We start from the raw sequence: 25,416 nt of genomic DNA on the forward strand, positions 1-25,416 counted from the left end.
CACCTGTCTACGATGCGTTCAGCTGCTGCAAACGACCGTCTGCAGCCCTTCATAGACATCGAGGTGAATCATGAAAGTGAAAGTTGTGGCTTCGGCCCTGTCAATCGCAGTGGCGCTCGCCGTGCCTGCAATCGCATTGGCTCAATCTAACGGCGCACTCACCCGTGCGCAGGTTCGCAATCAGCTCGTCCAGCTCGAAAAGGCGGGATATCGGCCCGGAGACGGCGATCAGACGACTTATCCGCAGCAGATCCAGCAGGCCGAAGCGCGGGTGGCGGGTTCGGCCGCGGCGTCGAGCGGCTATGGCGGGGTGGCCAGTGGGAGTTCCTCATCCGGGCAAGCTGCGCCGGCCGCACCCCAGGCGGATATTCCGGGTCTGCGACCGATCTACAGCGGCCAATGACTCACCGGATTGCTGAGGACGGCCGCGTTGGCTCGATGACCCTGATCCACCCTGGGCAGACTTTCGGCTGACAGCCAACGGGCCAGATCGCATCGGCGTGGCTAGCGCTCTGATCACAACGATGACGCGATGGATTCAATGAGAGTCCTCAGCCACTGCTGCGCAGGATTGGCATCGCTTCGGCGATGCCAGATCAAATGGAAGACGATCTCTGGCAGTGCGACAGGCGGTGGAAACAATGCCAGTTGTCTGCCTGCCGGCGAATTGAGCGCAACCCGCCTCATGACCGTGGCGGCCATGGCCGTGCGCGCGACGACGGCCGGCACCGCGAACATCTGCGGCAGGGTCAGCGCGAGGGTGCGCTGCTTCCCCTGTTGCGCCAGCGCCTGATCCACCAGGCCATGCCGATCACCTTCGGGCGACACAAGCACATGGGGCAGCGCGAGATACGTCTTCATGTTCATCCCGCGGCGTGCCGCGGGATGATCGCTGGCGATGATCGTGACGAACTCGTCGCGCAGAATCGGGCGCGTCAATATCCGACCTTCCGGATGCGTGGGCATGACGCCGATGGCCGCGTCGACCACGCCGGCATCGAGCAAGTCGACGGCATGGTCGCGGTCGGTGAAGGCGCGCACATTGATCGAGATACCGGGTGCCTGTTGCCCGACCGCCTGCAGCAACGCTGGCAAAAACACGTGCGCCGGGTAATCGGACAGGCCCAGGTTGAACGTCAGCGCCGCGTTGCCGGGCACGAATTCGGGCTTCTTTACCAACGTGGCTTCAATCTCGCGTAGCGCCCGCGAGATGGGCCCGGCCAGCTCCCGCGCGCGTGGCGTGGGCAACAGGCCGTCAGAGCTGCGCAGGAACAGCGGATCGCCGAACAGCCTGCGCAGCCGCGACAGCGCCGCGCTCATGGCCGGCTGGCTCACGCCGACCTGTGTGGCGGCACGCGTCACGTTGCACTCGCTCATCAGGGCGTCGAAGGCCGCCAGCAGGTTCAAATCAATGCCATGAAAATCCATATGGCGAATAATAGTTTATATCGTGTATTTGTTGGACGGATTTAGCAGGGGCTCGCACACTCTCGCCATCGCTAACCACTACCCGCGAGCAAACCTATGAATGCACTCAATTCCGACCGTCTCCGCACTGAGCGCCTGGCCGTGGAAACGCTGTACCGCGCGTTCAGCGAAAAGGACCCTGGTCTCGTCGACACTGTGTTGGCCCCCGACTGGAGCGACATTCCTCTGGCACCGGGGCAAGGTCCCGGACCCGAAGGCATCAAGCCGATTATCCGTAGCCTGAGTCAGGCCTTCCCGGATGTCCGCATCGTCATCCATGACCTGATCCAGGTGCCCGGCCAGATCGCGGTGCGTGCCGAAATCAGCGGCACGCATCACGGCGAGCTGTTCGGCATTGCGCCCACCGGCAAACAGGTCAGCTTCCGTCTGCATGAGTTTCACGCGCTGGACGGTCAGCGCGTGACCACCACGTGGCACATGGAGGACTGGTTTGGCCTTTTCCTTCAGCTCGGCCAATTTCCGGCGCAACCCTGAACCAATGCAGGTGCGCAGAGCTGACAGGTGCAAGGCAAAAAACAGTCGCACAGCTATGCGGGAATGAACATGCCGATGGCTGCTACGGCCATAACGGCAGTTGCAGTCCAGCCGCCGAATTTCAGGATCCCTGATATGGCGAACTTTCCCATCACGCGGCGACTGGTTCCCATCAACATGACGACGATCATGACGGGCACGGCGGCAAGCCCATTGACGACAGCGCTCCAGTAAAGCGCTTTCACCGGGTCGAGGTGGCAGAACGTAATCGCGACGCCGCCCAGGATGGCCACGACGATAACGGAATAGAACTCGCGCGCCAGCGTGAGGTGTAAAGACAGGCTATTGCGCCACCGAAACGCGCCCGCCGCACCATAGGCCGCCGAACCGGCCAGCACGGGCAGCGCGAGCAGCCCGGTACCCAGGATGCCCGCGGCAAACACTAACGCTGTGAAATGCCCGGCAATGGGAGCAAGCGCCTTCGCCGCATCCGCCGAAGTCTGGATGCTGATATTGTGCGCGTGCAGCGTTGCGGCTGCGGTCAACATGATGAAAAATCCCACGCCATTCGAGACGCCCATGCCGATCCAGGTATCGGCGGTGATCCTGTCGAGCTGCCGGTATGCACGGAATGACGAGACCCAGCGTAACGGATGTTCGCCTGGCTTCGATCGCAGTTCCTCGACTTCCTGTGAAGCTTGCCAAAAGAACAGGTAAGGGCTGATCGTGGTTCCGAGGACGGCGACGACGGTGGTGAGATAGTCGCCAGACAGTGGCGCACGCGGGCGGACCACGGAAAGAGCGACCTGCGCCCAGTCGACCGGAACAACGAACGCCACTGCAACGTACGCAAAGAGCACGATGGTCAGCCACTTCAGGAAGCGTGCGTAACTTTCGTAGGGAACGCAGATCTGGAGGATTGCGGAAAACGCGCCCAGCGCGACCACGTAAAGTTGCTCAGGGCCACGCACCAGCAAACCGATGGCTGCGCCCATGGCCGCCAGGTCCGCGGCAATGTTGATCGTGTTGGCGACCGCGAGAAGCAGCACCAGAACGATCACAAGCCAGCGGGGACCAAAAGCTCGCATGTTGGAGGCAAGTCCTTTGCCAGTCACACGTCCAATTCGTGCACTGATCATCTGGATCGCGACCATCAGCGGATAGGTCAGCAGAAGCGTCCATAGCAGTGCGAAGCCGAATTTCGCGCCGGCCTGGGAGTAGGTGCCAATTCCGCTCGGATCGTCATCCGCGCCGCCCGTCACGAGCCCGGGCCCTAGCCGCGACAGCCACGAGCGTTCCGTCCGATCAGTGACGGCGCTTTCGGGTTCAAGTTTTTCGTTGTCGGCCACGGAGATCTTCCTGGAGCGCTCGGATGCAGCGTCGCGATGAACTCGCAAGTCTCGTGCCGCATGACGGCCTGATCAGGGGGCGATCCAGCTGTGGATCCAGATGTCACCGTGACGGACAAAAGGTGGATGCGGATTGCCCGTGCTGCATAATCTGGTAGACGGCGGACTCGCGGCCGGGGAACATCGCGTCACGGCGCCGGTTCGATTCGCATGGTAACGACGGAATGCGCAATGGCCGCCTGCCTATGCACTGCAAGGGCGCAGCCTTGAATTTTATCGGACGTCAACATCGACGAGGGGGGCTGATGGAAGGCGACCAGTACCACGATATCGATTCTTTATGGCTGCGGTCCCTGGTCATGAGCGTTTCGGAATACGCAATCTTCAGGCTCACCGAGCGAGGGGAGGTTGCCAGCTGGAATCCTGGCGCCAGGCGTATCACCGGCTACGACCCAGCCGAAATCATCGGCCGGCAATTCTCCACCTTCTACACGGAGGAGGACCGGCGCAACGGCGTCCCGGAAGCCGGTCTTCAGGCCGCGCGGGAGCACGGGCAATACGAAACCGAAGGCTGGCGGGTGCGTAAGGACGGCACGCGTTTCTGGGCCAGTGTCCTGATCACGGCGCTCCGCACGGTTGGCGGTACATTCATCGGCTACGGCAAGATCGTGCGTGACATGACCGACAAACGCCGCGCTCATGAAGCTGTGACGGAAAGCGAGCGGCGATTCAGGCTGCTGGTGCAAGGCGTGGCCGACTACTCGATATTCATGTTGTCACCGGAAGGATATGTGACGAACTGGAATCTTGGAGCGGAACGCATCAAGGGATATGAGGCGAGCGAAATAATCGGCTCGCATTTCAGGCGGTTCTATACGGCCGAAGACGCGGCAGAGGGGCTGCCAGAGCGCAGCCTCGGCACCGCCGCGACAGAGGGGCGCTTCGAGACTGAGGGATGGCGGGTCAGGAAAGACGGCAGCCGGTTCTGGGCCAACGTCGTCATTGACGCGATACGCGATGAGGAAGGAAAGCTGATCGGCTTTGCCAAGATTACGCGGGATGTCACGGAACGCAAGACCGCTCAGGAAGAACTTGAAAAGGCGCGCGCGGCGCTGCTCCAGTCGCAGAAGATGGAGGCCCTCGGAAAGTTGACCGGCGGCGTCGCGCACGACTTCAACAATGTGCTACAGGTGTTACGCGGTAACCTGGAACTGCTCGAAGGCCGGCATGGCCGCGATGTGTGGACGAGAGAGCGTCTTAACAAGGCAATTGACGCGGTCGAGCATGGGGCGAATCTGGCGTCGCAGCTGCTCGCGTTCGGGCGCCGGCAGGCGTTGCAGCCAATCGTCGTGAACCTGGCCGTCATGTTGCGCAGCATGGACGACCTGCTCAGGCGGGCCTTGGGCGAAGTCGTCGATGTGGAAACCGTCATCGCCGGCGGTCTGTGGAATACGCTGGTCGATCCGAACCACCTTGAGAACGTTGTATTGAACCTTGCGATCAACTCGCGCGACGCCATGCCGGAAGGCGGAAAACTGACGCTCGAGCTGTCGAACGCAATGCTCGACGATCACTACCGTGCACTCGCAGCGGACGTTCGCGAGGGGCAATACGTGCTGCTCGCGATCACCGACACCGGAACGGGCATGTCCTCGGACGTACTTGAGCGAGCGTTCGAGCCTTTCTTTACAACCAAGCCGGAGGGGCAAGGCACCGGCCTGGGGCTGAGCATGGCGTATGGCTTCATCAAGCAGAGCGGAGGCCATATCAGGATCTACAGTGAGCCCGGGCACGGGACCGCCGTCAAGATCTATCTGCCCCGCTCTCTGGAGTGCGCTGCCGATTTTGAACCCGTGGAAAGCGTTGCGCCTACCGGGGGTTCCGAAACCATTCTTGTCGTCGAGGACGACCGGCGCGTCCAGACAACGGTGGTCGAGACGCTCAGGCAATTGGGCTATACGGTACTGAAGGCTGACAATGCACAAAGCGCGCTTGTGATCGTACAAAGCGGCGCGCATGTCGACCTTATGTTCACGGATGTTGTGATGCCCGGCAGAATGCGAAGCGTCGAACTCGCGAAACGCGCGACGCGCGCGCTGCCGCATTTGAAGGTTCTTTTTACCTCGGGATACACGCAGAACGCGATCGTGCATGGCGGCCGCCTTGACCCGGGCGTGCACCTGCTAAGCAAGCCCTACAGCCGCGAGCAGCTTGCCTCCAGGATCCGCCGGCTGCTTGGCCCGGCCCGCAATCAGGACACAGGCAACCCGTCGGTCGCGCAGTCGATGGACCGGACGGTGCACGCGCCTGCCCATGCGCCAGCAGACGTCTCGATTCTTATCGTGGACGACGACGACGCCTCGCGGGAGGCAGTGAGCGAATTGCTGTCCAGCCTGGGCTATGACGTGCAACAGGCCGGCAGCGCGGAACAGGCAATGCAAGTATTGATGGCGGGAAAAGCGGATGTGCTTCTCACGGATATCGTGCTTCCCGGACAGTCGGGCGTTGAACTCGCCCGGGCTGCGGTTGAGCGTCATCCGGGTATCAGGATCGTGTTCGCGTCCGGCGGTGAAGCCCCGTCTCCCGACGCGCTCGGATTCGACTTCGCCTCTCTTCGCAAGCCGTTCACTGCAGAACAGTTTCATTCGCTTATCGCAGCGATGCACGGACAGGCTAAGCGGAGTGAAGACGAATAAGCCGATAGTTGTCCCGCTGAAAACCGCGTAGCGATGGTTGTTCAACAACTGGTGGAAGCCACGTCGCGCGAATTGACGATCGTGCCGGACCTCACACCCAGGAAATTTCTTGAGTTATACGAAGCGAATCTCGCGGCACGCTCGCGTGACAATGCTTCTGGGGATGCAATGCCCGTCCTGCGACCCGTTCGGGCGCCGAACACCAGTCGCGTGGCGAGAAAATCGATCCGTGTCCGTATTGCAGGGATGCCGATCTCCAATGCTTCACGGAGCGCACTATTAGTAGCATTCGAGACGATCAGGATTGCCAGGAAACGCATTGTCCCGTTCAGGCAGACCACCGGCAAAACAGCCGAAAGCACTCCAGGAGGCGGCCTCAGCAAAGACCGAAGGAGGGCAGGAGAGGAGGTTGCCGGAGCGCGCGGTCGACGACGAACCGCTATCAAACAACGAGCAACCCAGGCTACGCTTTGCCAGCCAGGCCGTCAAGCCGCGTCGGCTGCGCGAAGTCATTGGCAAGACAAGAGCGCGTCATACTACTGTCGCCAGCCGACATGAGATTCGTCGGGCGACCACGTCCACACCGGCGGGCCGGTGGCCAATTAGACGAAACGCGTGCATAATAGCTACCACGCATTCTGAGCCAGAGACTTGCCGCGCATGCTCTGAGCTGCCGCACAGAGGCTGTCTTACCTCTGTCCCTATTCCGCTGTCGCGTCCATCGTGACTGCATTACGCGCCATCCGCCTTGGTAGGGGTGGCGCAGCCCTCCCGGACGGCACGCGCCGTTCGTTGAAGCGTCTGTATTCCAGTTCGCGTGCAGCGAGCACGCCTTTGCACAGTCGCGTTTATCCAGATCATCGCCTCAGCATCGCATTGGCAATGGCCGTTGCAATGCCCATGCGTACTTTGCCTTGAAGTCGCGCTGGCGACGCTTTGCCCCTATTTGCTCAGGAGAATTGATTGGCAAAAGAAGAGCTTCTCGAACTCGATGGAATTGTCGACGAAGTGTTGCCCGACAGTCGCTACCGTGTCACGCTGGACAATGGCGTGATCGTAGGGGCCTACGCTTCTGGCCGCATGCGCAAGAACCGCATTCGCATCCTGGCCGGTGATCGGGTCACGCTTGAGCTCTCGCTCTACGATCTCACCAAAGGACGCATCAATTTCCGGCACAAGGACGAGCGAAGCGGCGCCCCGACGCGCAGCAGCACTTTCCGTCGTCACTGAACGGGAGCAACGCAAGGGCGCCAACTACCCGCCGTTCCAGGACCTGACTGCTCGCTGTCGACAGGCCGCACAAGCCCGGCAGCATGCAGGCTGCAAGTCTGAAACTTTCGCTGTACAAACAGCTGGAGGGGCGTAGCATGAAAACATCAGTTGACCTGCGACCGATCCCAGCCCGCCTCCTGTACCGTTCCTCAGGGATCGAGCCGCTCCCCTTCATCGCAGACCACGAAACGCGATCGACCGCCGTCCGGATGTCGAGGCGGTCGCGTGCGCCCTTATTCTCTTTTGCCGCAAACCGTGCGGCCAGAAGGTGACTCCATGACTGTCGCTACCCGTCTCTACCGTGGACTCGAAATTTGTCCCCTGGTTTATCCGCACCGTCCAACCGCGTCCGGATCCGGTCATAACTACGACGAGGGGTTTGACGCTGCCGTACGAATCCAGGAGCCGCAGGAGCCCGACGGCACTCAACGGAGCCGGGTGTTTGGCGTCGTAGCCAGTCGGCCGTTTATCAATTCGGGTGATGCGCGTCGTGCATCGATCGAATACGCAGAGCGCCTCATCGATACCTGTACGCCGGGAGCGACTTTCCTCGATGTGACGTCCTGAACGTTTTTCTCTTCGTGCAGCCGTTGTTCCCCACTGGAACAATGGCTTTCCGGAATCGCCGGAGGTTCGCCATGAACAGAGACGACCTGCTCAGACGCATTCAGGTCCGCGGCCGCGAGATTGTCGATGAATACCTACCCTCGGACGCGAACGTCGACCTGGATAACCTGATAGGCGACCACCGCCATGAGGTCGACGCGGACGCGTACCGGATGTTCGTCTCGGTGCGCGCACTGTTACACGACAGTGGTATGTCGAGTTGCGAGTCGGACTGCGAGGCGGGGCAGATCATGGCCCTTCTCAACGGTCGCGCAGCTTGACGATGACGACGTACATTGCGGCACAAGAATGCCGCATATTGATTGAGAAGGTGAAAACATGCGTTCCGATTCAACCCGATTCCGGATCGATCCAACACCCCGTCGGGCGGACGGCGAATACATCGCGCATGCGCGCATCAGCACCAGCCGTTCGGATGGCATCGAACATGACGTCCACCTCAGTGGAGACCTCGCTGGATTCGACACGCGTGAGGATGCGATCGCCTACGCGACGAACTGGGCACAGCAGTGGCTGGGCACCCGCTTCGGGTAGAAGCGCGAGGGCGCCGCGGTCGGCATGTGGTCAGATCTGCTTGTGTTGGATGACGGCATCGTACCCGCCGGGCTGATCGGCCTTCTCCTGTATCGGACGGAAAGGGAGCGCAGCCCGATCGCGGAACAATGTCCGCCATCACGAGACTGACTTCATGGGATTTGATGGGAGGCCTATGGAAACGCGGCTCGATACATTCAACGGTTGGCAAATGAAAGCAACAGTTGCAAGCAGACTTACCCCGGCTGGGGAAGCAAGGTACTTCGTCGTAGAGCCACCCACATACATGGAATCTTCGGCAGGCGTGCCGAAAATGCCCGAGAACACCAGATGCATCGAGGGTTCATTCGACGATCCTGACGATGCGTTCCGCGCTGCTTTTGATGCCTGTAAACGTGCGATCGAGCAAGCGGAAAGTGCGCGAAACGTGTGAAAGTCCGATTAACCGAATTCCCGTATCATTTTCGCGGGGCTTCCATGCATCGAGTATTCTCGCATCGTGGTTTTGAAATTCATGTGAGGCTGACGGAGGTTTCTCCGGGCCTGTACGACGCGGTTTTTCAGATCAAGGGCGGTGATAATGTCGAGGTGATTGACGAGCTTGGCGCCGAAACAAAGCTCCGTAGAGGGCCCTTTGGCCCGGAAAAGGCGTTTCTGAACGCACAGGAAGCGGGGCAGGCGGCTATCGATGCCGTTATCGGCGAAGACGAGTCGTAAAACCATCGGCATTTCGTCCGAAAACGGTGACTGCGCCTGATCAAGAATTGCCGCGCCGGAACGCTCACAGGGAGACCAGAAGCCTCAACTGGTGTGTGCTTTCCGCCCCGTCTATCAGGGAATAGGCACGAACTGACGTACGTTCGAGGACAGAGAGGGATTCCGCGGCCGAAAAATCATCCCATGCATCATCGGAGATCGAGGTCGCTGAGCCTCGGGCTTTTGCGAAAGCTTGAAGGAGTGAGCTCGCTTCGCGACGCAGGATGAGGCGGTCGATATCGAGCACGTAAGGTGGCCAGCCAGCGCGCAGGACCAGGTAGTGGGGAACGGCATGGCGATCAACTAGCATGTCGGCGTTTCCGTTGGGGATGTTCACGGGTTTCTACCGTTCCGTGCACTCGACTCTCAGCGATTCGGCTTGTATGGTACCGCCTGCCGCTCGCTTGAGCAATTGCGCCGGGCAGCAGGCTGTCTGCTCCGAACTGGTTCCCGCATCTTCACAACAATTTCTGACTGGTCGAAGTGAAAAGCGGAGCCATGCTATCACTGTCAATCGGCCGAAAGTGCCTTGGCTTTCATTTTCGGATGTTCGCCAGATGCGACTCTACTTGATATGAAGTCCTGACTATTTTTCTCTTCGCCGGAACGTCGATATGAAGTGGAGCAGTGGCTAGCCCCGGGTATCGATCCATTCGCATCCCCAATGATCTGAAAAGCCGAGGGCTTCCATTTCGGTGGCGAAATATCCTGGCGAATAAAACGCGTAACGCGAACGTTCTTCGCGACCGGCGGGGCGTGTGAGTGTGAGGTTTGAAGAAAAGCAACAGTCGGGAAGACGGTGAGCCGGGGGGGGCTGACCGCGTAACCGAGTACGCACTATTGTCTTTTGAAAGAATGCTGGAACCGGTCGCCCCTTTGGAGAGACCGGTCGAACGGGATCTATGAACAGCGCCCGTTTTGAGAGAGTCGGCGTGCCGCCGTCATGACGACGGCACGCACAGATGGCTTACAGCGGGGTGATGTTGGATGCCTGCATGCCCTTGGGGCCGCGCTTCGTCTCGTAGCTGACCTTCTGGCCTTCTGCGAGGGTCTTGAACCCGTCGCCGCGAATTTCCGAGAAATGCGCGAACAGGTCGTCGCCACCCGCGTCGGGCGTGATAAATCCAAAACCTTTGCTGTCGTTAAACCACTTTACGGTACCGGTGTCCATGGAATTCTCCTGAATATGAACAGATGTAGGCGCGCTCCAGACGGGCGCGGGGAAAAGGATCAAGGAGGGGAGAGGACAACGAATACCGCAGGATGCGGTCAATGATGAGCAGCAATCGCGCTTCTTGAAGACTTCAACATCTCAGGTTATCCTGGAAAACGCTCGAAGTCAACGTGTTTCGGTTGTTGCTGCCGTCGGCCGCTTTAGCCAGGCTTGCCCTGTATGTCATGTTCCCCCGTTTCGCCCGCTATCCCGCGACGTGGAAAATCGGTGTTTCATGTTGCATCGCACAACAGAGTCGGGTATCATTTAGGATTCCCCAAGCTTCGCGCGTCGGATCCCCCCCATGAGGCACCCCAGCCTCGATTGTCCGTGCGTCATTCCACGATTCCGTTTGCACCCCGACAGTTAAGTTCATCTGCCGTCCTGCGTGCGCCGATCGTCAGCCAACCTGTCGAGGAGAACGTATTGGCCAATCCCGTTCGTGACGATTTAGCCCCCCGAGTGATCGCGGTTCTGCCAAAGGCCACCCGCCGCGGGACAAGAGGCAAGCCCCGGGCCGTCGACGCACCGCTCGACATCGAGGCAATCGCCCGACAGGATGACGAGCGGCAACGCCAGATGCGCGCACTGATCGCGCTGGGCCGTGAACGCGGCTATCTCACGCACGTGGACATCAACGACCACCTGGCTGACGACTTTACGCAAACTGCGGCGATGGAGGCGATCGTCAGCACGTTCAGCGAAATGGGCGTGGCGGTGTACGAGCAGGTACCGGACGCGGCAACGCTCCTGTTAAGCGGCGCCACCCTCGCCGTATCGTCTGACGATGAGGCGAACGAGGAAGCGGAAGCCACACTGTCAACTATCGATTCCGAATTCGGCCGCACGACGGATCCTGTGCGGATGTACATGCGGGAGATGGGCGCCAGGGAACTGCTGACCCGAGTCCGCGAAATCGAGATCGCGAAACGCATAGAAGACGGCCTGCAGGACATGATTCAGGCGATCGCCGCATGTCCGTCGGTCGTGGCCACCATTCTTGCCGATGTGGACCGCATCATTGCAGGCGAACTGCGTATCGACGAACTGGTCGCTGGCGTTTGCGACGATGTGAACGCAAGTGCAGTGACGGTGGACTCCGAAGAAAATGAGCCGGAAGCATCCGCTCGCAGCGATGACCCCGACGGTGACGACGTCGGGCCGGAGGCTGAGGATCCGGAGATGGCGAACGCAGCCCGCCTCGAGGAACTCACGAACGACAGTCTTGCGGTTTTCGCTCGTGTGCGGGCACTGTTCGCGGAGATGCCGAATGTGCCTGCTAGCGGCAAGGCCCGTGTCGCAGCCGTTGCGCGGGTGCGCGCGCAGATCCAGCGCGAACTGGGAACAATCCGCTTTACGCCCAGAACCATTGATCGTTTGTGTGCCAGTGTGCACGAACGGGTTGCGGAGGTTCGTGCGATTGAGCGCAGCATCCTCGAGATCGCGGTAGTCCGTTGTGGCATGTCACGCGAGTTGTTCGTCGAATCGTTCCCGGGCCACGAAACGGACCTTCGATGGACCAGCCGTATGGCGGCGACGTCACAGCAGTTTGGCGCGGCGTTTGAGCGGCATCTCCCGGCCATTCAGGCCGGTCAGCAGAAACTCACCGACATCGAGGCGAGGGTTTCGCTGCCGCTGCAGCAGCTCAAGGAGGTCAGCCGCACGATGCGTGCCGCGGAGTCGAAAATGCGGGAGGCCAAACGGGAGATGATCGAAGCGAATCTTCGTCTCGTCATCTCGATTGCCAAGAAATACGTCAATCGCGGCATGCCGTTTCTGGATCTCATCCAGGAAGGCAATATCGGTCTGATGAAGGCAGTCGACAAGTTCGAATACCGGCGTGGCTGGAAATTCTCGACGTACGCCACATGGTGGGTCCGGCAGGCTGTCACGCGTGCGCTTGCCGACCAGGCGCGGACCATCCGCCTGCCGGTGCACGTGATCGAGACGATCAACAAGCTCAACCGCATTTCGCGCGAAATCCTGCAACAGACGGGACAGGAGGCGCATCCCGCCGTCCTGGCCGTGCGCATGGAGATGTCCGAGGATCGAGTGCGCGGCTTCCTCAAGGCCGCGAGGCAACCTTTGTCGCTTGAAATTCCGGTGGGCGACGATGCGGATGCGACGCTCGGCGACTTGATCGAGGACGTCTCTGGGGGTTCACCGGCTGAGGCAGCAATTCACGCGAACATGCGCACCGCGATCGATGAGGTGCTCAACGGACTGTCGCCACGGGAGGCCAAGGTCCTGCGGATGCGTTTCGGGCTCGATACAACCTCCGACCACACGCTTGGAGAGGTCGGCGAGCAGTTCAACGTGAGCCGCGAGCGAATCCGCCAGATCGAGAGCCAGGCGATGCGCACGCTGAGGAATCCCCGTAATGCTGACAAGTTGAGGCCCTTTCTCGAAGGCTGAGTCAGCCATCAAATGTGCGCGAGCGCGCGCCGTACGCAGACGGGAGCGCTTCTTGCGCGCCTCGTGACCCGCCATGCTGCTCGGAGCAGGTTCATCGGCGCCGAGCCTGCCCGACAAATGTTCATCGCATTTCCTGAGCGCCGGGTGCCGATGGTGTGGCGCGCGGGGGCGCGTCTCCCCGCGGCACGCCGCAGCGAAAACGGAGAATTCCATGACTCAGTCTTTGTCTGCGGAACAGGGGGCCGGTTGGGAGAAAACGCTGGTGGCCCGCGTATGCGAATACGGCATCTTTCGTCTGACAGAAGCGGGCGTCATCGCCAGTTGGAACCCGGGCGCGGCACGCATCAAGGGATACAGCGCTCAGGAGATCATTGGTCAGCACTTTTCCGTCTTCTATTTGCCGGAAGACCGGGAAGCGGGCGTCCCCGACGCGGTGCTGCAGACCGCGCGCGAGTATGGCCATTGCGAGACCGAGGGATGGCGCCTGCGCAAGGACGGTACGCGTTTCTGGGCCAGTGTCGCGATTACACCGCTCGCGGGGGACGATGGAACGGTGACCGGTTTCGCGAAGATCGTCCGGGATGTGACGGACAAGCGGCTTGCCCACGAGGCGGTGCTTGAAAGCGAACGCAAGTTCAGACTGCTGGTGCAAGGCGTGACGGACTACGCTCTGTTCATGCTCTCGCCGGAAGGCATTGTGACGAACTGGAATCCCGGCGCCACCCGTATCAAGGGATATGAAGCGAACGAGATCATTGGATCGCATTTCCGCCGGTTCTATACGCCGGAGGATGCCGCTAACGGTCTGCCCGAACGGGGCCTTGAGACAGCGGCGCGCGAAGGGCGCTTCGAAATGGAGGGCTGGCGGGTAAGGAAGGACGGGAGCCGCTTCTGGGCCAACGTCGTCATTGATGCGATACGTGACGAGGATGGCAAGCTGATGGGCTTCGCAAAGATCACACGCGACGTGAGCGAGCGAAAGGCCGCCGAGGAACAGCTTGAAAAGGCAAGGGGGGCTCTGCTCCAGGCTCAGAAGATGGAGGCCATTGGCAAGCTAACCGGCGGCGTCGCTCACGATTTCAACAATGTTCTGCAGGTACTCCGGGGCAATCTCGAACTGCTGGAACGTCGTCACGGGCGCGACAGCTGGTCGCGCGAACGCCTCGAAAAAGCCATCGATGCCGTCGAGCAAGGCGCGAACCTCGCCTCGCGGCTCCTCGCCTTTGGACGCCGCCAGGCTCTGCAGCCGGCAGTGGTCAATCTGGCGGTGATGCTGCGGAACATGGACGATCTGTTGCGGCGAGCAATCGGTGAGACGATCCATGTGGAAACCGTCGTCGGCGGCGGGCTCTGGAACACACTCGTCGATCCGAATCATCTGGAAAACGTAGTCCTGAATCTGGCGATCAACAGCCGCGATGCGATGCCGCGCGGCGGGAAACTGACGCTGGAGGTCTCGAATGCGACGCTGGACGGTCACTACAAAGCCCTGCCTGAGGACGTGCGCGAGGGACAATATGTACTGCTGGCCATTTCTGACACCGGCACTGGCATGCCGCGGGAGGTGCTCGAAAGGGCATTTGAGCCGTATTTCAGTACGAAACCGGAGGGCGAGGGGACGGGGCTTGGACTGAGCATGGCCTACGGCTTTGTGAAGCAGAGCGGCGGGCATATGCGCATCTACAGTGAGGTCAGTCACGGTACAACTGTCAAGATTTACCTTCCGAGGTCGACCGAAGAGGTCATCGAAACTGAGGCGTCGCATGCTCCGGTGATCGCGGGTGGCTCCGAGAGCATCCTCGTGGTCGAAGATGACCGGCGGGTGCAATCGACTGTTGTCGAGACGCTTGGGGAACTCGGCTACACGGTGCTGAAAGCGGACGACGCCAAAGGTGCGATGGCCATCGTCAAAAGCGGGATAAAGATAGACCTCCTGTTCTCCGACGTGGTGATGCCGGGTCCGATGCGTAGCACGGAAATGGCGAAACTGGCTACGCGAGCCATTCCGGACCTGAAGGTGCTGTTCACGTCAGGCTACACGCAGAATGCGATCGTCCATGGCGGCCGGCTTGACCCCGGAGTGCATCTGCTCAGCAAGCCCTACAGCCGTGAGCAGCTCGCCGCAAAAATCCGGCAGATGCTGGGTAGAAAAAAGGAACGCCGTGCAGGAGGGCGGCAGGCGAGCCATTTCGACGAAAAGCCGACAGTCTCGACACATCCGCTGTCCCTGCTCATCGTCGATGACGAACCGGCTTCCCGCGAGGCAGTAAGCGAACTGCTTTCCGCAATGGGCTACGACGTGCAGCAGGCATCCGACGCTCAGGAGGCCCTCCGAATCCTGAGCGAGAAAAAGAAGCATCTTCTCATCACCGACATATGCCTTCGCGGCAGCTCCGGGATCGAACTTGCCAGAGCGGCTCTGCAGCGGGTTCCGGATCTGCGTGTCGTGCTCGCCTCGGGCGCTGAGCCTTCGCGTCCTGGTGACCTTGATTTCGAATACGGTTTTTTGCGCAAGCCGTTTTCACTTGTCGAATTGCGACGGCTCATTGAAGCGGTTGCTCCCCCGATCGGTGGAGAGGATGAGTGAAGGCTATCGTTTTCTCGACGCCGGCGATGACACCGCTCCCACACGGCGTACACGCCTGTGAGTAGACCCACAATGAGCGCCGCTACGGCGAACCATTGACTGAAGCGATCTCCTGCACCGGGACTGAGGGCTGGAACCTCAGTCAAGGCCTCGCTGCCGTGAGGTCCGGCTGGGCGGGAGAACGCGTCCGGCCCCGGAGGAGCGCGCCGGGGCGCGCGGGGGCGTGGCCGGGTAATCACGTGGCCGTTATCCGGGAAGGCGCCGAAATATCCGGCCGCGGGTTGTGGAACGGGTCGCGGCCGATCATACTTGTCGTTGATTCGTTCCGCATTCTGGCCGCACGTGACCCGCGTGTGTTGCTGCCAGCGAAACTTCAAGCTCATGGTACCGGCTTCCATTCGATGTGAAGGCGCGACTGCTTATCCTCCCCGAACCGCAGCTCCCAACGTAGCCCGTTGTCTCTCGCGGACGGGCGGTGGCGCGGCGTCGATCGCGGCCGAGCGGATGTCACTGAAGTTATCCAATAAGAGATAGGGGTTCCACCCTGTCGGGTCTCAAGCATCTGGCGAATAGTGATCCGGCAGCCTTCGCGTCTGCTGTTCGCGCAGTGATTTGAGAGCGCTGTATGGAGCGGATGGTGCGGGACACGACTCTTGAAGGTTTCGATTCTGCAAGAGGAGCCTGCACGGCGAGCTTGCGCGGCTGAAGCCCCGCTTCGAGGTAGCCGCAAGTCGCAGGAGGACAACGATGATCACGTTGACACGTAGATATTTCGTGTGCCTGAACGGACACGAGGGCGAAGAGGTGACGTCCGAAGACGATCAACCCGACTCGCCGCAGTGGGAGTCGAATCGCACGTCCGGACTCGTGGACAACGGTACGGACTCGAACGGATTCGCGTGCTATCGATGCAAGACATGCGGCGAGCCCATGTGCGAAGCCGGGAGGCATTAGCCTATGGAAAACCTGACATGTAGTTCGACGTTCCGCATGGACTTGCGTGATCGACTACTCAATTGAAATTGGGGAAACGGTGACCTTCTGGCGCGATGCCGGCCGGGCATCGCGCCATCTTCCTGGCAGCGAACGTGCGGGGCGCCCGGCTCTGCCCAGATCGTCGTTTCGGTCGCTGTCTTCACGCCCGTGCCGCTTTCGCAGCCTGCGATCCGTCGACACGGATGCCTGCGGCACACTCCAGCACCAGTCTTGACTACCGCCGTCCGGTGGCCATCGGCCTGGGATCGTAGAGCAGTCGGTCCAGCGCGGCCCGTAGTCCTTGCAGTGCAGCAACGCGTGCGCCTGCGATGAGCCGTGCGCGACGCCCCCCACGGCCCGTGCCGGATCGTTGGACGCCTTCATTGTAGTGCCCTGGTAGACTGGCCTTTGCGCCGCGCAGGCGCAATGACGATATTGTGACGCTGCTGAGCTGAGATTCGAGGTCGCCGCCGTGTGCGCCGGACCGGGCACCTTGCTTTTCATCGCCTGAACGGAGTGGCGTGTCACGGACCGGAGTGCAGCCGTGCACAGAATCTCACCAGTCGCCGGTCGACTCAGCGGCTGTCCGCTCAAATTATGCTGGCGAGAACGTTCGCACGACGCTGTCGTGCCTGGCGGTTTGGGTAACCGCGGAACGATATTTGCTACGTGCTTGCGTCTGGACCAGGGGGCCGGAATTGCCAACTGTACTTCTCGTGGACGACGACCCGCGGCTGCTCGATGCGATGTCCGCGCTTGTCGAGTCCGAGGGCTTCGATGTCCTGAAAGCGCTCGATGGAGCGGAGGCGCTGCGCCTCGCCCGCATCCAACGGCCGGCGATTGTCGTGACGGACTACATGATGCCGGTGATGAGAGGCGATGCCCTGGTGTCTGCGCTGGCGAGAGAACCGGGGCTTGCGGACCTGCCGGTCGTGCTGTGCTCGGCGGTGGCTGCACCGCCCGGGAGCCTGGCGGTAGCCGCGTTTCTGCGCAAGCCGTTCGCTGCCGCGCAGCTGCTCGAACTGCTGCGCCAGCACACCGCACGAAGCTGAAGAAGGGCATCGCGGCATTGCGCGATTGCAAACGTGGCATAGGCACGGTGTCAGCGTCCGCAAGTCGCGAAGTGCCAAGGACTTCGTACGCGGGCACGCGCAGGGTATCCGGACAACTTTCGCTTCAGGTACGGCCTATGCGCGCACCAGAAGCTCATCTGGCGGCGACTAGGGTGCGCGGGATGGCTACGACACGTGCAGGCATTGCAGACGGGGACCCCCGAGCGCAGATTCGCGGCCGCCGCGCGACGGCGCTGATCCAGTACGCGCGCAAGCCGATCCGTCTGCTCTTGCGTTATGTCCGGGCACATCCGTACGGCCATCTGTTGATCCTGTCGAGCATCGTGGCGGCCGTTGCCTGTTCACTAGGGGCCCAGTTCGCGACGAAAAATCTTATCGACGCGCTACCTGCGGGTCACGCGCATCCCGCACGCGTAGTGGAGGCATTCCTCATCATCGTTGCGCTCCTGTTCGCAGATAACCTGTTCTGGCGTCTTGCAGGTCTGGCCAGTGTGCGGACCTTCGTTGCGGTAACGGGGGAAGTGCGCCGCGAACTGTTCGGATACCTTACCGGCCATTCGCCCGCCTACTTTTCGAACGTGCAGCCCGGAACGCTGGCAAGCCGGATCTCGGCGACCGCCAACGCCATCTTCACGATCGAAAATACGTCGGCATGGAGCGCCATTCCGACGTTCCTGTCCATATTGGGATCCGTTGTGCTGATCGGCTGGGTGAGCACAGGGATGGCTTTCGCTCTCGTTGGAATTTCCGTATGCATGACTGCGCTCCTCTTCTGGCTCGCCAGAAGAGGAGGGGAGCGTCATCTGCAATTTGCTTCGCGGGCAGCGTCCGTCGACGGTGAACTGGTCGACCTCATCGGCAATATGTCGACGATCCGGGCATTTGACGCGACAGCACGCGAATGCCTGCGCTTCGGCAACTTTCTCGACAACGAGATCCATTCACGTCAAACGTCATTGCGCCACCTCGAAAAGCTCCGACTGGTGCACGCCATCATGACGGTGCTGCTGTCATGTTTGCTGCTGGGGTGGGTCGTCTGGCTTTGGACCCAGGAGCGGGCCACCACTGGCGACGTCGTGCTGGTGAGTTCGCTAGGCTTCGCCATTCTGCACGGCACGCGAGATCTTGCCGTGGCGCTCGTGGATATGACCCAGCACGTCGCCCGGCTTGCGGAGGCCGCGCAATCCTTGCTCATACCGCGGGAAATGGAGCAAAGGATGGGCGTCCCCGACTTGCAGATTCGCGACGCGAATATCGATTTTGAAAATATCTCGTTCTCGTATCCCGGACGTCGTCGTGTGCTGGATCACTTCAGCCTTCACATCGACGCCGGACAACGCGTTGGCCTGGTCGGATCGTCCGGTGCCGGTAAAAGCACGGTATTCGCGCTGCTGCTTCGCTGGTTTGACCCACCAGCAGGCGCCGGCGCGGTATGCATATCCGGGCAGCGGTTATCCGATGTGAGCCTGAAGAGCCTGCACGACTCAGTGAGTATCGTCCCGCAGGATATTTCGCTGTTCAACCGTTCGCTCCTCGATAATCTGCGCTATGGGCGGCCTGAGGCGACAGAAGAGCAGGTACTGAAGGCCTGCGAGCTTGCCGGTTGTATCGATTTGATCCGCTCGTTGCCGGATGGCTTGAACGCCGTCGTGGGCGAGCGTGGAGCGCGTCTTTCGGGCGGACAGCGGCAGCGAATCGCGATTGCGCGCGCCTTCCTGAAGAATGCACCGATTCTGTTACTCGATGAGGCGACGTCCGCACTCGATAGCGCGTCGGAAGCTATCGTCCAGGCGGCGTTGGACAAGCTAATGAAGGGCCGTACGGTTGTTGCCATCGCTCACCGGTTGTCGACATTGCAGAACTTCGACCGCATTGTTGTGATCCAGCACGGGCGGCTGGTCGACGATGGCACGCCACGGGAGCTTTCGCTTCGGCCCGGAATCTATCGCGATGTCCTGCTTCATCGTGAACGGCGCGCCGCGGAAATGCAAGCCTGACACGCAGGAGGAGCGGTAACGGTGGGAGAGCGGGCCGATGCCTCCAGATGCACTTTGACCGCTGACGAGTTCACTCGCTCACACTCTCGGACTAGCATCGCCACCGGGAATACGCCGATTTGCGCACGTGAAATGTTCGTGCTAGTTTTTCATGAAATTTAACATGAAAAATTTCACGGACACTCATGTTCGCCGAATCGACTCGTCATATCGAAAGCTATTACGCACGTCACTACACCCAGAGCGGCGCGCTGCCCGAGCGCCCTGCGCTGGCGGGCGATTACCACGCAGACGTGCTGGTCGTGGGCGCGGGCTTCAGCGGTCTGCACACGGCGTTGCGGCTCGCGCTGGCCGGCCGCCGCGTCGCGGTCGTCGAGGCGAGCCGCGTGGCCTGGGCCGCCTCGGGGCGCAATGGCGGTCAGGCTCTGCTCGGCTGGTCGTGCGACATGCCGCCGTTCGAGCAGGCGCTGGGTCGGGCGGGCGCGCGGGAGTTGTGGGACAGCATGCGCTGGGCCGCCGCCGAAGTGCGCGAGTTGCCCACGCGGCATGGCTTCGACATCGACTACCGGCCAGGCAGCCTGTGGGCGGCGGTCCGGCGCTCGCGTGTCGCCATGCTCGAAGCCGCGCGCGACGAGGCCGCGCATAAGTGGGGCTACGATCGGCTGCGCGTCATTGCCGAGCCGGAGATGCCGGAGTGGATCGGCAGCCGCCGTTATCGCGCGGCGCTCTACGATCCCGAGGCGGGGCATCTCGACCCGCTCAAGCTGGCGCTCGGCCTCGCCGACGCCATCGAGCGGGCGGGCGGCGCCATCTTCGAGCAAAGCCGCGTACTCGCGTACCGCGAAACACCGGGCGGCTACGTGGCGAGCACGCGGGAAGGCACGGTGCGCGCCGGCACGCTGGTGCTCGCCTGCAATGCCTACATCGACCGGCTCGATAGCGATCTGGCAAGCCGTGTGCTGCCCGTGGGCACTTGGCAGATCGCCACGCGCAGGCTCGACCCTGCGCTTGCCCGCTCGCTGCTGCCGCGCAACAGTTGCGTGATCGACAATCAGTTCGTGCCGGACTACTTTCGCCTGAGCCCCGACGATCGCCTGCTCTTTGGCGGCGCGTGCACGTATCTCGGCGGCATCCCGAAGGACATAGGCGCCGCGATGCGCCCGAGTCTCGAGCGCGCATTTCCGCAACTGCGCGGCATCGAATTCGAATACGCGTGGGGCGGTCATATCGACATCAGCATCCGCCGCACGCCCGACGTCGGTCACGAACGCGATCGCTACTGGCTGCAGGGTTTTTCCGGGCACGGCATCCTGCCGACGCTCGCGGCGGCGCGCGCCGTTGCCGACGCCATCCTCGGCGAGCCGCACTTGCTCTCGCTCTATGAGCGCATTCATAATCCGCGCTTTCCGGGCGGCGAGCGCTTCGCTGCGCCGCTCGAGGCGCTCGGCAAGCTGTGGTATCGCCTGCGCGACGTCGTGTGACAGAGAGAACCGCATGGACCAGCAGGACGAAATCGAAGGCCTCGCGATCCTCATTCGGGATCTGCGCAAGCACAAAAAGGTGACGCTCGCGGAACTCGCGCAAAAGATCGGCCGCTCGGTGGGCTTTCTTTCGCAGGTCGAGCGGGGCCTTTCGCGGCCCACGGTGGCGGATCTCACGGCCATCGGCGAGGCGCTGCAGACGCCCACCACGTACTTCTATAGCGTGAGCATGCCGCGCGAGCTGCCGTGGGTCACGCGGCCAGGCGAGCGGCGCACGCTCTACTATGGCGGCGGCATTACGGACGTGCTCGTTTCGCCCAGCATGTCGTCGGGTTTCTCGATGCTGGAGAGCCGGCTCGAGCCTGGCGCGACGAGCGGCGAGCGCCCCGTGGACGACAGCGACGAGCAGGGCGGCTTCGTGCTCGAGGGTGAGCTGACGATCTGGGTGGAGGACAGCGACGAGCCCGTGACGCTGCGGGCCAACGACAGCTTCCAGGTGCCGGCGCGTTGCCGCTTTCGCTACGCCAATCTCGCCGATGCGCCCGCGCGCGTGCTATGGGTTTTCACCTGAGCCTCGGTAATCAGCATCACTGATCAATCCATTGGCTGACGACGCGATTTCCTTTTGCGCAGACGACACCAAAGGCGCAAGGTGTTCATGCAGCCTTACGTTGCGCAACTGAAAGACAGGATGCGATTTTGGCCCGCCGCTATCCCCACTCTCGAAGACAGCTCCGAAGCTGCGCGACGACCCGCTCAACCCAGCCCGGCTGGCTCGCCGGATGCCGCACGGGCGGCGTCCCCGAGGGTGACTGCAGGCCGGCGACTGTCCCGGCGAGACATTTTTTTCAGGCTTGGTCAAAATCGGAAATATCGCCAATTTTCGTTGTGCCTCAGCGGTCATCGGCACGAATTGTTCCTGTATAAACCCGCGTGAAACCGCCGCAATGTCGTTTTTGTGCATTTTTGCCAAATTTTAACGTGTTTTTGTCTACACACTGACTCCGGGTTGTGCTATTGATTCGGCGTTCGCCGTCATGCGCGTGGTCCGCAAAACACGTGCCGGGCGGGCGATTGGCGCGTTTCCATATGCAACGCGATTTGCCTGTTTCGCCCGCGTGAGGTAGGGTATGCAGGTTTTCTCAACTCAATACAGGTAGCAGATGAACAAACAGGAACTCATTGACGCAGTCGCCGCTAGCACGGGCGAGACCAAGGCAGCCACGGGCGCAGCCATCGACGCGATCCTCGACGTCGTCACGCGTGCGGTCACCTCGGGTGACTCCGTGCAACTCGTCGGCTTCGGCTCGTTCTCGACTGGCCAGCGTGCCGCCCGCGTGGGCCGCAACCCTGCCACGGGCGCGGAGATCCAGATTGCCGCCGCCAAGACGGTGAAGTTCACCGCTGGCAAGGCATTCAAGGACGCCGTCAACGCGTCGTGATGCCAGGTCCGCCGTCCTGGCGGACGCGCGCGTTTCCGGCTCGCTTGCTGGCGCGCGGCGCAGCATCACGCCAGTGCGGTGGCCCACACTCGGGCACGTGGCGTCACGCCGCTGGCCTGAGTGCGTGAATCGAGGGCGCAAGGCCCTCGGCAAGCCGGCATGCTCACATGCCGGCCACTTTTTCTTCCCTGCTTTTCGTACGGTATCCGAAGCGTTTCTTCCCGCGCTTCGAGCGTCAGCCATCACGCGCGGCGTCGGCTTCCAGCGACGTGCGGCTCGTTTCGTTGCGGCGGCGCTTGGCCTCGTACATCGCCGCGTCAGCTTCACGCAGCATCGCTTCCACGCTTTCGCCTTCCTCGCAGCTCGCAAAGCCCATTGAAAAGCTCAGCTTCGGTCCGCCGTAAAACTGGTTGTTCAGCTCCACCAGTTTGGTGATGCTGTCCACCACGGTTTCCGCATCGCGCACGTCGGCGCCGGGCATCAGCACGGCGAATTCATCGCCGCCGATGCGCGCGGCCTGATAGGGCTTCTGGATCGCTTTCGCGAGCACTTCACCGGCGCGGCGCAGCAACGCGTCGCCGGCCGCGTGGCCGAGCTGGTCGTTCACCGTCTTCAGGTTGTCCATGTCGACGACGATCGCGCTCACCGGGAACGGCCCCTTGCGATGCAGACGATTGAGTTCGTCCACATAGAACGAGCGGTTCTTGAGCTTCGTGAGCACGTCGTGCTTGCCGAGGAATTCGAGGTAGGCCTCGGCTTTCTTGCGCGCCGTGATGTCGGTGAGCGCGAGCAGCACGAGGTCCCACTGCGCTTCGTGGCCCGGGAACACGGAAAACTGCAGGTGCACGTTGACTTCGCTGCCGTCGAGTGCGTAGTTCACTACCTCGCGCTGCTGAAAGAGGCGGCCTTCCCAGAGATCGAGCAACTGCTCGCGGAAGTGCGGGCGCATTTCGTCGCGGAACACCTCGGGCAGACGCGCGAGCAGCGTGGCTTTGTCTGGTGCGCGAAACATGCCCAGCGTGTAGTGATTCACGTCGAGCACCTGGATTTCGCTCATGCAGCGTTCGACGAATTCGGCGTGTACGTCGGTGAAGGTACGAAAGTCGACGATGCCCTGCTCGCGGACCTCGTTGAGCAGCTCGCGAATGGCGGAGAAGTTTTCGACCCACAGTGAAACCGGCGAGTGTTCGAAAACGCCGAGCGCGTATTGCTCGCTCGCGGCCGCCCGATGGCGCGCTTCTTCGAGCGCCGAGACGTCTTCGATCGCCACGAGCACGCGGCTCCAGTCGGCTTCGTGGCCCGGCAGGATCACGCCACGCAACAGGATGTCCATGCGCCGGCCGCGCAGTGTGTAGTTCACGCTCTTGCTCTCGAACGTGCTGTGGCCGGCCCACATCTGCTCGAGTTCGCCCACGTGCGCCTGGAACATGTCGTCGCGCAGCACCTGCGGAAGATGCGCGGCGAGTTCTTCATAGTCGCGCGCGCCGTAGAGATCGAGCGTATGGCGGTTGACCTTGAGCACGCGGATGCAGGCCGAGCATTCGGCCACGCGGCGCGGATCGTCTTCGAGGAATTGGCGCAGGTTGGTCACGCCTTGTGCGCGCCAGCGATCGAAGAGCGCGCGCAGCTGACTATAGTCTTCGAGCCACAGCGAAGTGGGCGTCACGTCGAAGAAGTCGAGCAGATCGACGCCCATGTTGGCAAAACTGGCCGCGGTGGCCGGGGTGCCTTGTTGCATGTCGGTTGGATGTAAGGGAGCGGGGCGCGGCGGGCTGCGCCGCACGAATAACCGAATCCTGGCACACCTTGGGGTCCGAGTGGGCATCGACGATCCCGATGTCACGTCGCCGCGGCGTCGGTGGCGGCCGATGGGTGGTTCAGCGAGCCGGCATGCCTAGCGGCCGGCTCGGGGCAAAACTTGAGCGGGTAACGTCGTGTGACGAAGCGTTACGCATCGAAAGGCGGCGCGGGCGCTCAGTCGGACGTTTCGATCGAATCGACGCGATCCGGGTAGAACGCAAGATGGTCCTTGATTGCCGATACCGCTTCATGCGGCGTTTCATAGCTCCATATTGCGTTCACGGCTCGCNCNCCGCCTGGCGCGATCGAGTAGTACGAGGCCTCGCCCTTGTACGGGCACCAGCTCTTGTGTTCCGTGCGCGAGAGCAGCGACATGTCGGCGTCCTCGCGCGGTATGTAGAACACCGCCGGATAGCTCGCCTCGCGCAGCGTGAGCGCGCGGCGCGTGTCGGCGACCACGCGGCCGCCCGCTTTCACCACCACGCGCGTGTGCGCCGGTTCGACCGTGATCGGATGATCGGGGCCGGGAATCTTGACGGTCCGTGTGTCCATGGCTGGGGTCCTCGTGAAAGGGGGAATAGGGGGTGTTTAGCCGAATACATCATATGCAATTGCAGATTAACTGGTAGGGGAAAGCGCTGCAGGCTGTTTCAATGAGGGCGCGACTGAGTTCGACGCACGGGCGGCGATAGTCACGCGATTGCGCCGTATGCATTCGTGCTTCAAGTCGCTACCCGCGCCTTCATTTACCCGCAGCAGGATCACTGATGAGCCTCGATATCTTCTGGTTCTTGCCGACTTCCGGCGACACCCGCTACCTCGGCAAATCCGATTTCGGCCGCGCGCCGACCAACGCCTATATGCGCCAGATCGCCGTGACCGCCGAAGAACTCGGCTACGACGGCCTCCTGATTCCCACCGGCAGCAGCTGCCTCGACCCGTGGGTGACGGCGGCGAGCCTCGCACCCGTCACGGCGCATCAAGCTGCTCGTCGCGCTGCGTACGTCGCTCGGCGGTCCCACCGCTTCGGCGCGCCAGGCGGCCACGCTCGACCAGGCGTTGAACGGCCGTTTGCTGCTCAACGGCGTGCCGGGCGGCGCCCCCCGAGGTAAAGATGTTCCGTTTTGCGAAGTAAAGTTGGAACTTCGCTGAATTTAGATGAATTTGTGTGATTCCGAAGAATTGTTTTTCTTAAAAATCAACCGGTTGTGAAATTCGCGAAGTAAAGATGAAGCTT

At 61.6% G+C, this 25,416-nt stretch carries 23 protein-coding genes and 1 pseudogene; 18 read left to right on the forward strand and 6 right to left on the reverse strand.

Annotation, left to right across the window (positions count from 1 at the left end; genetic code table 11):
- Positions 1-76 precede the first annotated feature (76 nt).
- Positions 77-403 carry a DUF4148 domain-containing protein gene (locus tag A3CW_RS0134610; RefSeq protein WP_035514860.1) on the forward strand — a complete coding sequence of 109 codons (327 nt, stop codon included), beginning with the start codon at positions 77-79 and terminating at the stop codon, positions 401-403.
- Between the two features lie 113 nt (positions 404-516).
- On the opposite strand, the gene A3CW_RS0134615 is transcribed toward A3CW_RS0134610, so the two are convergent.
- Positions 517-1,428, reverse strand: a complete 912-nt coding sequence (locus tag A3CW_RS0134615) for a LysR family transcriptional regulator (protein WP_028207630.1) — start codon at positions 1,426-1,428, stop codon at positions 517-519.
- Between the two features lie 96 nt (positions 1,429-1,524).
- On the opposite strand from A3CW_RS0134615, the gene A3CW_RS0134620 reads away from it, so the two are divergent.
- The gene (locus A3CW_RS0134620; protein ID WP_028207631.1) at positions 1,525-1,962 is read left to right on the forward strand and encodes an ester cyclase; all 438 of its coding nucleotides are present in this window, start codon (positions 1,525-1,527) and stop codon (positions 1,960-1,962) included.
- A 53-nt stretch (positions 1,963-2,015) separates the two neighbouring features.
- On the opposite strand, the gene A3CW_RS0134625 is transcribed toward A3CW_RS0134620, so the two are convergent.
- Positions 2,016-3,311, reverse strand: a complete 1,296-nt coding sequence (locus tag A3CW_RS0134625; RefSeq protein WP_028207632.1) for an Nramp family divalent metal transporter — start codon at positions 3,309-3,311, stop codon at positions 2,016-2,018.
- 305 nt (positions 3,312-3,616) lie between these two features.
- Between A3CW_RS0134625 and A3CW_RS48565 the strand changes: the two genes are divergently transcribed.
- From A3CW_RS48565 to A3CW_RS0134650, 7 genes are all read left to right on the forward strand, one after another.
- Positions 3,617-6,007: a hybrid sensor histidine kinase/response regulator gene (locus tag A3CW_RS48565; RefSeq protein WP_051481916.1), complete on the forward strand. Its 2,391-nt coding sequence runs from the start codon at positions 3,617-3,619 to the stop codon at positions 6,005-6,007.
- A gap of 963 nt (positions 6,008-6,970) precedes the next feature.
- Positions 6,971-7,237, forward strand: coding sequence for a translation initiation factor IF-1 (gene infA, locus A3CW_RS0134635; protein WP_028207633.1), 267 nt, complete (start codon positions 6,971-6,973; stop codon positions 7,235-7,237).
- Positions 7,238-7,555: 318 nt separating this feature from the next.
- On the forward strand, positions 7,556-7,846 hold the full coding sequence (locus A3CW_RS51450) for a hypothetical protein (protein WP_081771941.1): 291 nt from the start codon (positions 7,556-7,558) through the stop codon (positions 7,844-7,846).
- A gap of 71 nt (positions 7,847-7,917) precedes the next feature.
- Positions 7,918-8,166 (forward strand): hypothetical protein, encoded by a 249-nt coding sequence (locus tag A3CW_RS0134640; RefSeq protein WP_028207634.1) that lies wholly within the window; start codon positions 7,918-7,920, stop codon positions 8,164-8,166.
- Positions 8,167-8,224: 58 nt separating this feature from the next.
- Positions 8,225-8,440: a hypothetical protein gene (locus A3CW_RS0134645; protein ID WP_028207635.1), complete on the forward strand. Its 216-nt coding sequence runs from the start codon at positions 8,225-8,227 to the stop codon at positions 8,438-8,440.
- Between the two features lie 175 nt (positions 8,441-8,615).
- The gene (locus A3CW_RS52690; protein WP_154678119.1) at positions 8,616-8,873 is read left to right on the forward strand and encodes a hypothetical protein; all 258 of its coding nucleotides are present in this window, start codon (positions 8,616-8,618) and stop codon (positions 8,871-8,873) included.
- 44 nt (positions 8,874-8,917) lie between these two features.
- Positions 8,918-9,157, forward strand: a complete 240-nt coding sequence (locus A3CW_RS0134650) for a hypothetical protein (protein WP_028207636.1) — start codon at positions 8,918-8,920, stop codon at positions 9,155-9,157.
- Positions 9,158-9,221: 64 nt separating this feature from the next.
- On the opposite strand, the gene A3CW_RS0134655 is transcribed toward A3CW_RS0134650, so the two are convergent.
- Together A3CW_RS0134655 and A3CW_RS0134660 are read right to left on the reverse strand one after the other, a co-directional pair.
- Complete coding sequence (locus A3CW_RS0134655; RefSeq protein WP_407669796.1) at positions 9,222-9,533, reverse strand: hypothetical protein; 312 nt, start codon at positions 9,531-9,533, stop codon at positions 9,222-9,224.
- Positions 9,534-10,163: 630 nt separating this feature from the next.
- Positions 10,164-10,367 carry a cold-shock protein gene (locus tag A3CW_RS0134660; RefSeq protein ID WP_028207638.1) on the reverse strand — a complete coding sequence of 68 codons (204 nt, stop codon included), beginning with the start codon at positions 10,365-10,367 and terminating at the stop codon, positions 10,164-10,166.
- 468 nt (positions 10,368-10,835) lie between these two features.
- On the opposite strand from A3CW_RS0134660, the gene rpoD reads away from it, so the two are divergent.
- From rpoD to A3CW_RS0134700, 8 genes are all read left to right on the forward strand, one after another.
- The gene (gene rpoD, locus A3CW_RS0134665; RefSeq protein ID WP_051481917.1) at positions 10,836-12,824 is read left to right on the forward strand and encodes an RNA polymerase sigma factor RpoD; all 1,989 of its coding nucleotides are present in this window, start codon (positions 10,836-10,838) and stop codon (positions 12,822-12,824) included.
- Positions 12,825-13,035: 211 nt separating this feature from the next.
- Positions 13,036-15,411 carry a hybrid sensor histidine kinase/response regulator gene (locus tag A3CW_RS48570; RefSeq protein WP_051481918.1) on the forward strand — a complete coding sequence of 792 codons (2,376 nt, stop codon included), beginning with the start codon at positions 13,036-13,038 and terminating at the stop codon, positions 15,409-15,411.
- A 747-nt stretch (positions 15,412-16,158) separates the two neighbouring features.
- On the forward strand, positions 16,159-16,365 hold the full coding sequence (locus A3CW_RS0134675) for a hypothetical protein (RefSeq protein WP_028207640.1): 207 nt from the start codon (positions 16,159-16,161) through the stop codon (positions 16,363-16,365).
- A gap of 737 nt (positions 16,366-17,102) precedes the next feature.
- Positions 17,103-17,438 (forward strand): response regulator, encoded by a 336-nt coding sequence (locus tag A3CW_RS0134680; RefSeq protein ID WP_245623831.1) that lies wholly within the window; start codon positions 17,103-17,105, stop codon positions 17,436-17,438.
- 182 nt (positions 17,439-17,620) lie between these two features.
- Positions 17,621-19,456 carry an ABC transporter ATP-binding protein gene (locus A3CW_RS0134685; RefSeq protein ID WP_035514838.1) on the forward strand — a complete coding sequence of 612 codons (1,836 nt, stop codon included), beginning with the start codon at positions 17,621-17,623 and terminating at the stop codon, positions 19,454-19,456.
- Between the two features lie 185 nt (positions 19,457-19,641).
- Positions 19,642-20,937, forward strand: a complete 1,296-nt coding sequence (locus tag A3CW_RS0134690) for an NAD(P)/FAD-dependent oxidoreductase (protein ID WP_028207643.1) — start codon at positions 19,642-19,644, stop codon at positions 20,935-20,937.
- A gap of 13 nt (positions 20,938-20,950) precedes the next feature.
- Positions 20,951-21,508, forward strand: a complete 558-nt coding sequence (locus A3CW_RS0134695; RefSeq protein WP_028207644.1) for a helix-turn-helix domain-containing protein — start codon at positions 20,951-20,953, stop codon at positions 21,506-21,508.
- Between the two features lie 592 nt (positions 21,509-22,100).
- Complete coding sequence (locus A3CW_RS0134700) at positions 22,101-22,379, forward strand: HU family DNA-binding protein (protein ID WP_028207645.1); 279 nt, start codon at positions 22,101-22,103, stop codon at positions 22,377-22,379.
- 235 nt (positions 22,380-22,614) lie between these two features.
- Here A3CW_RS0134700 and A3CW_RS0134705 read toward each other — a convergent pair whose 3' ends face one another.
- Positions 22,615-24,117: a sensor domain-containing diguanylate cyclase gene (locus A3CW_RS0134705; RefSeq protein WP_028207646.1), complete on the reverse strand. Its 1,503-nt coding sequence runs from the start codon at positions 24,115-24,117 to the stop codon at positions 22,615-22,617.
- A 236-nt stretch (positions 24,118-24,353) separates the two neighbouring features.
- Positions 24,354-24,731, reverse strand: a complete 378-nt coding sequence (locus tag A3CW_RS0134710; RefSeq protein ID WP_028207647.1) for a DUF427 domain-containing protein — start codon at positions 24,729-24,731, stop codon at positions 24,354-24,356.
- A gap of 215 nt (positions 24,732-24,946) precedes the next feature.
- Between A3CW_RS0134710 and A3CW_RS0134715 the strand changes: the two are divergent.
- Positions 24,947-25,277: pseudogene (locus A3CW_RS0134715) on the forward strand (LLM class flavin-dependent oxidoreductase); the annotation flags it as partial.
- Between the last annotated feature and the right edge of the window lie 139 nt (positions 25,278-25,416).

The sequence above is a fragment of the Paraburkholderia nodosa DSM 21604 genome (genome assembly GCF_000519185.1).
GTDB classification, from domain to species: Bacteria; Pseudomonadota; Gammaproteobacteria; order Burkholderiales; family Burkholderiaceae; genus Paraburkholderia; species Paraburkholderia nodosa.